The sequence below is a fragment of the Pseudomonas sp. MTM4 genome, from assembly GCF_019355055.1.
Taxonomy (GTDB): domain Bacteria; phylum Pseudomonadota; class Gammaproteobacteria; order Pseudomonadales; family Pseudomonadaceae; genus Stutzerimonas.
This window is the reverse complement of record NZ_CP048411.1, coordinates 4,644,399-4,657,153: the sequence shown is the minus strand read 5'-3', so window position 1 is coordinate 4,657,153 and position 12,755 is coordinate 4,644,399. Positions and strand designations below refer to the sequence as shown.

Sequence of the window (12,755 nt, the reverse complement as noted above, 5' to 3'; positions counted from 1 at the left end):
CCCGCATAAGGGTCTTGGACGCACAGTGTCGCGCTTCACGCGGACCCATGGATCGCGGTGTAGTGACATAGGGAAATGAACGGCACCAAAAAACCAGAGACAGGACGGCTCTGGTGAAGGAAATCGAAAGGTATTCAGCCCGCTTTGACGCTCATGCGGGACGAGGCGGCGATTATTACCGCCTTCATTTCGCGGCGTCGATCTTTTTTACAGTCTCGATCCAGGTCGGTTCCAGGCGCTGCTGATCGACATCCAGGCCCAGCGCTTCCATGGCGCTGCGGTGCTGTTCGATTTCCGCCCTCATTTCGAGAAGAGAGCCGCTGTTGGCGTCCAGCTGGTGCATCTGGGTGAGGCCCAGATGGTAGAAGCGCAGCAGCTTCATCGCGGTAGGATCTTCGAGCGCCACGCCCGCTTTCACGTGATGCATGACGTTAGTCACGCTCATCAGGCTGCGTTTGAGCCGCCAACCGTAGACCGCCGATGCCATCCACGGCTGCTGCCAATAGACCAGGCGAACCAGCAGTACCGTCAACCCGAGCCCGATCACCACACCGGCGATGTTCAGGCGCAGGTTGTCGCCGCCCGGCTCGCCGAATATCGCCACTGCGGCGGCGGACAGCCCCATCGCCAAGAGCACGAAAGTGGCCACGACGGCCAGCGTGCTGCGTCTGGTTTGCTGGCGGTAGGTTTCGGGATTCAGCGGCTTGATTTCGAATGCGGGCATCAGGGCTCCTCGATTGCCAGATATGTTACGTGCGGCGAGAGCTTCGCGGCTGAAGCCGCGCCCTCAGTCGATGCACCTGTGGGACGGCTCTGGGTAGATTGCTGGTGGGCTGAAGCCCACCCTACGATACTGAAGTGGAGCGCTGCCCGGCCCACCCTACGCCACATCGGCGCGCATTATCACCGTATCGACTACACGCAGCTATCTGTATCGGAGCGCAAAGCGGGCCGGACAGGCAATGCCATCCGGCCCGCTGTGAAAAGGCAGCTACGAGCTGCCTACGAGTAGATCAACCCTTGAGCTTGAGCGTGGTCTTGGCGACCAGCTCGCCCTGATAACGCGCAATGGTCAGTTCCTTGGTGGACGGCTGACGCGAGCCATCACCGCCGGCGATGGTCGAGGCACCGTAAGGCGTGCCGCCGTTGGTCTCGGAAATATCGAAGAACTCCCCAATGCCATAGCCGGTGGGCACGATGATCATTCCGTGGTGGGCCAGGGTGGTCCAGGTGGAAGTGATGGTCATCTCCTGCCCGCCACCCGTGCCGGTCGACGTAAACACACTGGCGACCTTGCCGTGCAGCGCGCCTTTGGCCCAGAGGCCGCCGGTCTGGTCGAGGAAATTGCGCATCTGCCCGGACATGTTGCCGAAGCGGGTCGGCGTGCCGAAGATGATCGCGTCGTAATCGGGCAGCTCGGCGGCAGTAGCGATGTCTGCAGCCTGATCGGTCTTGCCGCCTGCATTCTTGAAGACATCTTGCGGCATGGTTTCCGGCACACGCTTGATGGTCACTTCGGCGCCTTGAACACGACGCGCACCGTCGGCGACCGCGTTGGCCATGGTTTCGATGTGGCCATACATCGAGTGATACAGCACGAGAATCTTCGCCATTTTCGTTTCCTCTTTCTGGGTTATGTTTCGACTCTGTTTCTATCTACGCTGTCGCCGAATCGCTCAGCGAACGTCCACCAGCACCACTTCGCTATGTTCCAGCGCCTTGATGGTGAGCAGCGTCTCATCACGCACCGCCACGCCATCCCCTGTCGCTGCAACGAGCCCAGCAACCTCGATACGCCCACTGGCGGGCACCAGATAGACCTTGCGACCATCACCAATTCGGTATTGGGCAACCTGACCTGGTGAAAGTGCAGCTGCGGCCAGACGCGCGTCGGCCCGGATCGGCAACGCATCGCTGTCATCAGCCATGCCGCTAGCCAGCGTGACAAATGCACCCGCACGCTCCACTGTAGGGAACGGGCGCGTACCCCAGCTTGGAGGCAGCCCGGTTTGGTCCGGGTAGATCCAAATCTGGAAAATCTCGGTGGGCTCGCTTTCGAGGTTGTATTCGCTATGGGCGATGCCGGTGCCGGCACTCATGACCTGTACATCACCGGCAGCCGTACGATCGCTATTACCCAGGCTGTCTTCGTGGCTGATGGCGCCCTTGCGGACGTAGGTGATGATTTCCATGTCGCGGTGCGTATGGGTCGGGAAGCCCGAGTTCGGCGCGATGGTGTCGTCATTCCAGACCCGCAAGCGGCCCCAGTGCATGCGCAGCGGGTCGTGATAGTCGGCAAATGAAAAATGATGGCGGGCATGCAACCAGCCATGGTGTGCGGCGCCAAGCTCAGCGCGCGGGCGGATTTCGATCATCGATGGCAGCCTCTGGGTCAATCAGCTCGACACATTGCCGAGCGCTATGGCCGCCATTTTCCATTCAATCGATCGTCTGAATAGCGGATATTCTCGGTAAAACCTATCTATCTATTCGATATTTAAGGCGTCTGACGTTTACGACAGGAACCCGAGAACCTCTTCCAACAGCAGTTGCGGAACCTCTTCAGCGATGTAATGACCTGCCGGCAGCGCCTTGCCTTGCACGCTCGCTGCGACGGCACGCCACTCCTTGAGCGGATCGAAGCAACGCTCGACGACGCCTTTAGCGCCCCATAGCACCAGCAGGGGCGCCTCGATACGCCGGTCAGCGGCACGATCTTCCCGGTCGTGCTGCAGATCGATACCGGCACTGGCCCGATAATCCTCGCAGAATGCGTGAACGGTGCCGGGCAGCTTCATGCAGCGCAGGTATTCGGCGTAGGCGGCAGCGGTGAACGGATGATGATGGTCGGCGCGGGTCGCCACGGCGGTCTTCAATACCAGCTCGGGCGCAGTCTCCATGAGCGTTTCCGGCAACGGTGCCGGACGGATCAGAAAGAACCAGTGCCAGTAAGCGCGCGCGAAGGTTTCATCGGTCTGGCTGTACATCGCGAGGGTCGGTGCGATGTCCAACAGAATCAGCCGGCGAACCGTCTGTGGATGATCCATCGCCAGACGATGGCTGACCCGCGCGCCGCGGTCGTGGGCAAGAATATCGAAACGCTTGAAGCCCAAGGTGCGCATCAACTCCACCTGATCAAGCGCCATCTCGCGCTTGCTGTAGGCCACGTGATCCTGACCGCCTTCGGGCTTGCTGCTATCACCGTAACCGCGCAAATCGGCCGCCACGACGGTGAAGTGTTCGGCAAGCTGATCGGCCACTGCGTGCCACATGACATGCGTCTGCGGGTAGCCGTGGAGCAGCAGCAAGGGCGGTCCGGAGCCGCCTTTGCGATAGGCGATCCGTACGCCATTGACCTCGCACTCGTCACGCTGGAACTGCTCGAACATGGGACCACTCCTGAAGGTTAGGACCTTAAGATTAGGCCCACATCGTTCAAGCGCAACAGCATCATTCAACCCATCAGCAGCGGCAGAAATAGCGCGATGAGAATGCCCAGCAGGCTCATGCCCAGCGCAGCGAAGGCGCCGCACTCATCGCTTTCCTCCAACGCGCGAGCTGTACCGATGGCGTGGGCGTTGATGCCGTAACTCAGACCCCGGGCAGCCGGATGATCGACACCTGCCCAACCCAACAGCCACGGCCCTAGCGCCGTACCGATGACGCCGGTGAGCATCACGAATACCGCCGCCAGCGAAGCGAAGCCGCCAATCTGCTCAGCCACCAGCATGGCGATTGGCATGGTTGCAGCCTTGGGCGACAGGCTCATCAGCACGGACAGATCCGCACCCAAAGCGCTGGCGATCACCAACGTCAGGACGACGCCCAGCACGCCGCCGCTCACCAAGGTGATGACGATCGGCCAGAACAGCTGCTGGATGCGCTTGATATGACGATACAGCGGTACCGCCAAGGCCACCGTTGCGGGGCCGACCAGCACGGCGATCATCGAGGCGCCCTCGCGGTAGCTCGCATAATCGATCCCGCACAGGTAGAGCGTTCCGACCACCAGCAGCATGCCTATCATCACCGGCTGCAGCACCAGCCAGCCGCTGCGTCGGTAGAGTGCCAGTGCGAGCTGGAACGCGATCAGCGTCAGCGCCACGGAAAACAGCGGGTGGTCCTGTGTCATTGCCCAGACATCACGCCATTCAAGACGATTCATAGCTGATTCTCCTTGCGGCGTTCCGTCCGCCGAATGAGGTACTGCATCAGCCAGCCGCAAAACGGAACGGTGACCATCAACGAAAGCACCAGCCCGGCCGCGATGGCAGGCAGATCGGCCAGCAAGGCTTCGCTACTGGTCATGATCCCGGCCGCCGGCACGATCAGCAGCAGCGGCAGGTATTGCAGCAGCAACGCCGCGGTTTTCTCGAGTGGTTCGGGGATGCCGCGGCGCAGCAACAGCAGGCCGAACAGCAGCACCATGCCGATGATTGGCCCAGGCAATGCCGGAAGCAGCAGAAGATTGATGACGCTGCCAAGCAATTGCAGCACTACTAGCCATGTCAGGCCTTTGAGGATCATTGGAATTCCTTGAGTCGACAGCAGAACGGAACGCAGGGGGTTAAGCCAAGGATCGATAGCAGCATGCGCGCACAACCGATGCAAGCCCGGGACTATCGCCCGCTGCGGTGGTGGCAAAACAGGTGCAGATAGACGGAAAAAAAACGGATCAGTTAGCCAATGGATTTCATCCTGATTCGCCTGTGACCCGGCGTCGCAGGGCCTAGATAGTTAGTCGTCTCGTTAGGTTGCCGAAATTGAGCAGAAGTCCAGGCACGGCCAGCCTTCCACGCTGTTTCGGTCATCGCAAACGTTCATTCGTCCGCCATCTGATCCGTATTTAAGCTCGAAGTCTGAGTCTGTTATGTACTTCTGCTTCACTTGATCATTCGCCCTGCCTGAATACCCGATGGGGCGCATGAAATGACCGAACGAATTCCCGCCACGATCATCGCCACTGTTGATCCAAGCAAACCGATACGCCTGACGCCCGCACAGAATGGCGGTCCGATCCATACCCGCAGCTTCTCCGGCCTGTTCCGCAATCTGCGCTTGCTGGGCGGCGGTCTGTTGCTGCTGCTCTACTTCGGCACCCAATGGCTGAATTGGGATGGTCGCCAGGCGGTGCTCTGGGATCTCGGCAAACAGCAATTCCATATCTTTGCTGCCACCTTCTGGCCGCAGGACTTCATCCTGCTGTCGGCATTGCTGATCATCGCGGCCTTTGGCCTGTTCTTCATCACGGTACTGGCTGGCCGCGTGTGGTGTGGCTCTGCGTGTCCGCAGAGCACCTGGACCTGGATTTTCATGTGGGCGGAAAAGGTCACCGAGGGCGACCGCGGGCAGCGGATCAAACTCGACGCCGCGCCCTGGTCCGCCTCAAAGTTGCTACGCCGCACCGCCAAACACGCGATCTGGCTGGCGGTCAGTCTCGCGACGGCGCTCGCCTTCGTCGGCTACTTCACTCCGGTACGCGAATTGGTCCGTGATCTGTTCACCCTGGAGCTCGGGTTGTCCGCCGGCTTCTGGTTGTTCTTTTTCACCGCTGCGACCTACCTCAATGCGGGGTGGCTGCGGGAAAAGGTCTGCCTGCACATGTGCCCTTATTCGCGCTTCCAGGCGGTGATGTTCGATGCCGATACCCTGCTGGTTTCCTACGATGCGGCCCGTGGCGAAAGCCGCGGCGCGCGACGCAAGGACAGCGATCCGCGCGCACAGGGCCTCGGTGACTGCATCGACTGCACCCTGTGCGTGCAGGTCTGCCCCACCGGCATCGACATCCGCGACGGCCTGCAACTGGACTGCATCAGTTGCGGCGCCTGCGTCGACGCCTGCGACAGCGTGATGGACAGGATGGGCTATGCGCGCGGCCTGGTTCGCTTCACGTCTGAACGCGCGCTACAGGGCGGCAGAACGCGCCTGCTTCGCCCGCGCCTGATCGGCTATGCCGCCGCACTTCTGATGATGATTGGCGCCTTCGTCTGGGCGCTGGATGTTCGGCCGATGCTGTCGCTGGATGTCACTAAGGACCGCACCCTGTATCGCGAAAATACGCAGGGTCAGATCGAAAACATGTACAGCCTCAAGGTCATCAACAAGACCCAGCAGCACCGGCGGTACGCGATATCGCTCGGTGAGGGACCATTCGAGCTGCACGGTCGACGCGAAATCAGCCTGGCGCCCGGCGAGATCGCCGATCTGCCGGTCAGCGTGGCGCTTACCGACGCCAGCCATGGCCGGGCGCTGAGCCGCAGACTGCAGTTCGAGATTCGTGACCTGGACGATCCACACAGCGCCGTCAGTACCTACAGCACCTTTGTCGCGCCAGCCAATCCGTGAGCCGCGCGGCAACACGAGATACACCGTCCGCGCTTCGTGCAGTATCGTCACCCATTGCCGCAGCTGAGCCAGACGCATGAAGCGCTACGAAAAATTCGCCGACGAGATAGCCGAACTGATCCGCACCGGCGTATTGGGGCCGGGCGAAAGAGTGCCGTCGGTGCGCCACGCCAGCCGCACCTACGGGGTCAGCCCGTCGACGGTGTTTCAGGCCTACTACCTGCTCGAGGATCGCGGCCTGATTCAGGCGCGGGCGCGTTCGGGCTACTTCGTTCGCGAACACGCCAAGCGTCCGCTGCACGAACCCGAGATCGGCCCGCGGCTGGCCGAAACCACCGACGTTGGCGTCAGCGAGCTGGTGTTCTCGGTGCTCGCCTCGCTACGCGATCCAAACACCGTGCCCTTCGGCTCGGCCTTTCCCAGCCCGGAACTCTTTCCGCTGCAACGCCTGGCTCGCTCCATGGCTCAGTGCGTACGCGACATGCCGGCCAGCGCGGTGATCGCCGAGATGACGGCCGGCAATCCGGACCTGCGCCGGCAACTCGCCCTGCGCTACATGGTCAGCGGCGTGATGCTGCCGATGGACGAACTGGTGATCACCACCGGCGCCATGGAGGCGCTGAATCTGTGTCTGCAGGTCGTGACCGAGCCAGGTGATCTGGTTGCCATCGAAGCGCCCGCTTTCTACGCCACGCTGCAGGTACTGGAGCGGCTCAAGCTCAAGGCGGTGGAAATCCCGGTGCATCCGCGCGAGGGCATCGATCTTGACACACTCGCTGACAGCCTCGCCAAGCTTCCGATCAAGGCGTGCTGGTTCATGAGCAGCCTGCAAAACCCGCTGGGCGCGAGCATGGGTGAGCCGAAGAAATTGCAGCTTTACGAGCTGCTGCGGCAGCATCAGGTACCGCTGATCGAAGACGACGTCTACGCCGAGCTCTATTTCACCCAGGAACCGCCCAAGCCCGTCAAAAGCCATGACCGAGACGGCTTGGTCATGCACTGCGGCTCATTCTCCAAAAGCCTCGCGCCGGGGTATCGAGTCGGCTGGGTCGCTGGCGGGCGGTACGCCGAGCAGATCGGCCGGCTCAAGCTCATGACCACGATTTCTCCTTCCGTCCCGGCCCAGGCGGCCATCGCCAACTACCTGCAGCACGGCGGCTACGACCGTCATTTGCGCAAGCTGCGCCACGCGCTGGAAATGCAGCAAGGCGCAATGCTCGCCTCCGCCGCCCGACATTTCCCGGCGACCACGCGGGTCACACGCCCCGGCGGCGGCTACTTTCTGTGGTTCGAATTCCCGGAGCCGGTCGATTCCCTGCAACTGCTGCAGCTCGCGCTCGCCCAAGGCATCAGTCTCGCCCCCGGCCCGATCTTCTCGGCCACTCAACGATTCCGAAACTGCGCGCGGTTGAACCATGGCCACCCGTGGGATGCGCGCAGCGAAAAGGCCATGGAATTGCTCGGACGGATGATCAAATCGTTCTAAATCGAAGCCTCGGCAGTAAGCCACGCACGACGCTAAACCTCGATCGTTCCCTGCAGGTACTGCACTGCTCGCCCGGCGACGAACACGCGCTCCCCTTCCACCCGGCAATACAGTAGCCCGCTACGACGCGAGGCCTGCAGCGCAACCAGCGATGATTTGCCCAGGCGCCCGCTCCAGTAAGGCGCAAGACCGGCATAAATCGAGCCCGTCACCGGATCTTCATCACCACCATTGGCCGGCCAGAAATAACGCGAGACGAAGTCCTGCTCACGCCCCGGCGCGGTGATCACCACATCCAGCGGGGCGAGTGTCTTGAGGGCAGCAAGGTCCGGCGTCAGAGCGCGTACCTGCTCCTCGTCCTCGTATACGGCGAACCAGGCCTGACTGCTTTTCAGGACGGCTTGCGGAACGATGCCTAGGCCGTTGGATAACTCCGCCGGAGGGTCATCCACGCGCTCGGGTTCGCGGTTGGGGAAGTTCATTTCCAGCAAGCCGTCGTCCAGCTGCGCGACGCTGATGTCGCCCACCGACGCCGCACGGAAGGTCAGCGGCGCCGTCGCCATTCGCTGGCTGAGCAGCACGAAGGCGCTAGCCAACGTTGCGTGACCGCAAAAGTCGATCTCGGTAATGGGCGAGAACCAGCGAATATGAAAAGCACCGTCCGGCTCGCGTACCAGAAAGGCGGTTTCCGACAGGTTGTTTTCGATGGCGATCGACTGCATCTGCGCATCGCTCAGCCATTGCTCCAGCGGCACCACCGCGGCGGAGTTGCCCTTGAACAACACATCGGTAAATGCATCGACCTGATAGATCGGCAGTTTCATGCTCGCCCTCATCCCTGCTTGGCGCCCGCCATCGGGCGCGCTAATCGAACGAGTCTCGCCGAGCGGGAAGCGCTCGGCAATCTTCCTGAGTGACTGGCTGTGGCCGGGTCAGGAGCTCGACACCATGCTGGCGGTCAGCGTGGGCTTGATCGGCTCTGCCGGCGGCTGACATTGCGTCTGTGCGCCGACCTGCAGATAGGGCTGGAGAATCGGCGCCATGCCTTTGAGCACCTGCACCGGCAGCGCCGAGGTGAAGCGGAAACTGTCTGCGCCGCGCCCTGGAACGTAGGCGGTCAAGGTGCCGAAATGATTCGGACCGAGAAAGAAAACGAAGGTGGCAGTCCGATTCAATGCCAGCGAACTGATCAGCCGCCCGCCTGCCCCAATGGTCTGGATGCGGTTGTCGCCCGTTCCGGTCTTGCCGCCAACACGTAGCGGTTCGCCGTCACTTTGCAGGAAGCTGCCGCGCAGCCGGCGCGCCGTGCCACCCTCAACCACATTGGCGAGCGCTTCGCGTAACGCCGCGGCCACCTCACTGTGCAGCACCCTGACACCCGTATTCGGCCTGATGCCCACGCGCGTTTCATACGGCGTGTCGCTGGCAAAATGCAGGCTGTCGATACGCACACTGGGCAGCCTTACGCCGTCATTGACGATGATGCCCATCAGCTCCGCCAGCGCGGCCGGGCGATCGCCGGAACTGCCCAGCGCGGTGGCGAGCGACGGCACCAGATGATCGAAGGGATAACCCAGACGCTGCCAGCGACGGTGGATGTCGGTGAAGGCTTCCACTTCCAGCATGATGCGAATGCGGCTGTCGCGCGCGCTCTTGTGCCGGCTGCGGAACAGCCAGCCGTAGACTTCCTGGCGCTCAGCGGTGCTGGCAGCGATCACCTCGGAGATGCCTGCATCCGGGTGCTTGATCAGATAGCCCAGCAACCACAGGTCCAGCGGATGCACCCTGGCGATGTAGCCCTGATCCGGCAGGCTATAGGCGCCCGGTCCGTAACGGGTGTAGAGCGAATCGAGCTTGTCGTCGTTGAGTTCGACGCCCGGCAGGGCTTGCTTGAGGAAGCGGTCGAAAGCAGCACGATCGGCCTCCGGCATCAGGTAGCGGTGCACCGCGGCGAGCCGGGGCGGCGTCGGGCGCATGCCGTCCAGCAGCACTTCGATGCGTTCCTCAGCAGTCTTGCCACGGTACTTTTTCCAGAAGCGCTGAAGGAACACCGAGCCCTCGCGGTCGGCGAAGCGTCGCAGATATTCACGCCGCTCGGGGTTGTCGTCACTTTTCAACAGCTCGGCGCCGTTGGAGGTCTGGTAGGTGCTGTACCTCACCAGATCTCGCATCAAGCGTACGAACGGCAGGTTGATCGACTCTCGCAGCGCCTCGCGCATGGTGGGCAAACGTCCGTCATCCTCACGACGAAAATTGCCGAATCGATGCATACCGGCCCCGGTGAAGAAACGCTCGGCGGGACTGGCCGAGTAGCGGCGTTCCAGCGCCGCATCGAGCATCGCCGGTAGGTTGCGGTCCTCGTGCTCGATCAGATAACCCACGGCCCAGCGTGTCAGCGGATCGACCGCCTCGGCTTTGCGCAATTCGCTGATTTCGCTTTGCGCATAGCGATCGTGCAATTCGGCGATCACTTCGAGATAGGTAGTCAGCACGCGCAGCTTGGCCGTGGAGCCAAGCTCCAGTTTGCTGCCTTCATTGATATCGAACGGCTGGTTTGTGTTGTCGGTCTGTACCCGCACGCGGAAGCCCTGCTCACCGCGCTCGAACAGCGTGAAGCTGTAGCGGACGTCCGCGGTGCGCTCCGGCGACAGCATTCGCTCGCCGAACAGCCCGACCTCGCCCGCGAACTCCGGCTCCGCCAGACGCAGCAGATAATCGCTGACCTGCTTCTGTAATTCCCCGTGCAGCGGCGTGGTGGCGGCCAGATCGAGACGATCCAGTTCATACAGCGACACGCCGAGCAGACTGCTCAAACGCATGCGCGCGGCGGTGATGCCCTTGCTGGTCGGCACCTCGCGGATACCCGGCTCGCGGCGTAGATCACGGAACATCACCTTCTGCTGCAGCGCCGCGTTGCGCAGCCGGGTGCCGATCACCCCACCGTTGGCCAGCAGACGGATGTGGCTGTCGGTGAGCTCCGCCATGTCTTCTCGTCCGGAGAACAGGTAATACGACGGGCGCCGCTGAGCGATCAGCAACGACAACACCTGGCGCAGCGCCAGGCCCCGTGCCTCATAACTGACATCGGCGTTGCGGCGCGAGTCCAGCGCACGGTTGACCTCGGCGAAATCCGCGCCGAACCAGAGGCGCAGTCCATCGGCAATGCCATGCACTTCGCCGTGACCGTACGCCGCCGACAGCGGCACGCTGTTGAGGTAGTCGCGCACGATACGCTTGCGCGTGGTCAAGGTTTGCTGGCCTTCGCGGTAGGTGCGCACGCTCGCCGAAATCATCTGCCGGATTTTTTCCTCCGCGCTTCCGGTTCGGCCTTCAGGCGAGTGGCGGTATTTCTCTACCTGGGTCGCGAGCGTACTGCCGCCAGCCGCCTGTACCGGCAGGCCGAGCTTCTTTTCGACCTGGCTCACAGCCGCCATGGTGAAACGCGGCCAGTCCACAGCCGGGTTCGCGCGGGGTCGCTCGGCATTGAGCAGCCCGCGATCCTCGATGAACAACAGGCTCATCGCGATGATGGGCGGCACGTCTTCGAAGGTTTCGTAGTACTGATGCGGGTAGCTGTTGGCGTATAGGGGCTCGCCACGGCAATCGTCTATCGTCAGCCCCGCCTGCGACTTTTCCGGATAGGGCAGGAAGAAGCCGTGGCTGGCGTAGCGTTGCAAGGCCGGCGAAAAACGCACCTGCTGTTGGATATCGAAACCGCGCTCGGTCAGCCGCTCGAGAAACTTTGGCAGCGCCGCATAGCCCAGACGCCGATCGAAAGGCCCAGCCTCGGGGAAGCGGATATTGGTGCTCGCGCCGGGCTCGACCCGATAGTCGAGGTTCTCGGCATAACGGCTCAGCCACAGCGCCTGCAGCTTTGAGGTATGCATCTCATGCCAGGCCGCATAGCCACCGCCTGCCAGCAGCGAGATGCCCAGCAACAGCGTCATGCGGCGCGCCAGACGGCTGCCGTGCGTGGTTGGTCTACCGGTTTTGCTGGCCTTCGATGCGCGCTTGCCACCAGCCGCCCGGGAGGTATCGCTCCGCCATACTGCGCCCATATGTTCCGGCCTGGCTTCCTAGGAAAATCACAGGCTTAAGCTTAGCTGTTGGCGTTTCGTTCACGTGTTCAAGCAGACGAACGGAGCCGCTCAAGAACGGCCTTGGCAGAGCCCCTTATTCGATCCACGTTGGATAAAAACCGAGCCGCGCTTGCAGCTGAGCATCCCGCACCTGCAAAACCTCGGCAGGCAACGGCTTTTGATTGCTTTCACTGCCGACGGCATCGCCATGAAAGAAGTAGCGCTGCCCATCATCCAAGGTGAGGAACAGCCCTAGCGCGCCATGCCCGGGCAGTTTCACCACTATCAGCCGCCCGTCGCCAAACAGGTCGAGGCTATCCTCGAATCCATAAAAAGAACGCCGTTCGAAGCGCAGCGGCTGCCAATCGACCCCATGAGCGAACTGCGCCGGGATCACTGCAGGCGGCGTTGCGGTGCGGGCGTAATGAATACTTTCCGGATTGGCCAGCACCGGCAGATCGGCGAAGTCGGCCAGCCCGGACGCGTACTCCCAACGGGCGCAACCCAGCACAACCCGGTCGACGCTTATGCCATCGCGATCAAGCTGATCACGCGCAGGCTGTACGGCCCGGTAGCGCCTTTCACGCCAGGGAATCGCGCTGTCCAGCTGCGCATCGATCTGCCGGCCGAGGCCCGTGCCGAATAGCAGCCGACTGCCCTGATGCTCGATCAGGACGGCAATGTGGTTGACGGTTGGCGGCTGTACCCAGCCACCATCGCGCCAGGAGAATTCACCGCTGGACGTGGTCTGCGCGGTGCGAACCAAGCTGAAGCGCAGTTCCGCTGCGCTCACGGTTCCGGCCAATAACATCAATGACAAGCCAACTATCCTCAGGCTGCGCATG

General features: G+C 62.1%; 11 protein-coding genes. 2 read left to right on the top strand and 9 right to left on the bottom strand.

Translation table 11 applies throughout. The annotated features are described in order from the left end of the window. Positions 1-184: 184 nt before the first annotated feature. The 6 genes from GYM54_RS21500 to GYM54_RS21475 form a co-directional block, all read right to left on the bottom strand. On the bottom strand, positions 185-724 hold the full coding sequence (locus GYM54_RS21500; protein ID WP_131648301.1) for a DUF3087 domain-containing protein: 540 nt from the start codon (positions 722-724) through the stop codon (positions 185-187). Between the two features lie 289 nt (positions 725-1,013). Further along, positions 1,014-1,613 carry an NAD(P)H:quinone oxidoreductase gene (gene wrbA / locus GYM54_RS21495; protein WP_131648300.1) on the bottom strand — a complete coding sequence of 200 codons (600 nt, stop codon included), beginning with the start codon at positions 1,611-1,613 and terminating at the stop codon, positions 1,014-1,016. A gap of 63 nt (positions 1,614-1,676) precedes the next feature. Then, positions 1,677-2,375, bottom strand: a complete 699-nt coding sequence (locus GYM54_RS21490) for a pirin-like bicupin family protein (protein WP_181102570.1) — start codon at positions 2,373-2,375, stop codon at positions 1,677-1,679. Between the two features lie 138 nt (positions 2,376-2,513). Further along, the gene (locus GYM54_RS21485; RefSeq protein ID WP_181102573.1) at positions 2,514-3,389 is read right to left on the bottom strand and encodes an alpha/beta fold hydrolase; all 876 of its coding nucleotides are present in this window, start codon (positions 3,387-3,389) and stop codon (positions 2,514-2,516) included. A gap of 65 nt (positions 3,390-3,454) precedes the next feature. Continuing rightward, entirely contained in the window at positions 3,455-4,165 is a 711-nt protein-coding gene (locus GYM54_RS21480) for an LrgB family protein (RefSeq protein WP_181102575.1), read from the bottom strand. Next, positions 4,162-4,527 (bottom strand): CidA/LrgA family protein, encoded by a 366-nt coding sequence (locus GYM54_RS21475; RefSeq protein ID WP_181102577.1) that lies wholly within the window; start codon positions 4,525-4,527, stop codon positions 4,162-4,164. Before GYM54_RS21475 ends, GYM54_RS21480 begins: the two co-directional genes overlap by 4 nt. Before the next feature lie 402 nt (positions 4,528-4,929). Here GYM54_RS21475 and ccoG point away from each other — a divergent pair, with 402 nt between their 5' ends. Both ccoG and mapR read left to right on the top strand, forming a co-directional pair. Continuing rightward, entirely contained in the window at positions 4,930-6,345 is a 1,416-nt protein-coding gene (gene ccoG, locus GYM54_RS21470; RefSeq protein ID WP_181102579.1) for a cytochrome c oxidase accessory protein CcoG, read from the top strand. A gap of 76 nt (positions 6,346-6,421) precedes the next feature. Next, the gene (mapR, locus tag GYM54_RS21465) at positions 6,422-7,831 is read left to right on the top strand and encodes a GntR family transcriptional regulator MpaR (RefSeq protein WP_181102581.1); all 1,410 of its coding nucleotides are present in this window, start codon (positions 6,422-6,424) and stop codon (positions 7,829-7,831) included. Between the two features lie 32 nt (positions 7,832-7,863). Here the strand turns inward: mapR and GYM54_RS21460 are convergent, their stop codons facing one another. From GYM54_RS21460 to GYM54_RS21450, 3 genes are all read right to left on the bottom strand, one after another. Beyond that, positions 7,864-8,643: a PhzF family phenazine biosynthesis protein gene (locus GYM54_RS21460; protein WP_197444775.1), complete on the bottom strand. Its 780-nt coding sequence runs from the start codon at positions 8,641-8,643 to the stop codon at positions 7,864-7,866. A gap of 120 nt (positions 8,644-8,763) precedes the next feature. Next, on the bottom strand, positions 8,764-11,778 hold the full coding sequence (locus GYM54_RS21455; RefSeq protein WP_181102585.1) for a transglycosylase domain-containing protein: 3,015 nt from the start codon (positions 11,776-11,778) through the stop codon (positions 8,764-8,766). A 226-nt stretch (positions 11,779-12,004) separates the two neighbouring features. Beyond that, positions 12,005-12,754, bottom strand: coding sequence for a Zn-dependent hydrolase (locus GYM54_RS21450; RefSeq protein WP_181102587.1), 750 nt, complete (start codon positions 12,752-12,754; stop codon positions 12,005-12,007). Position 12,755 lies beyond the last annotated feature (1 nt).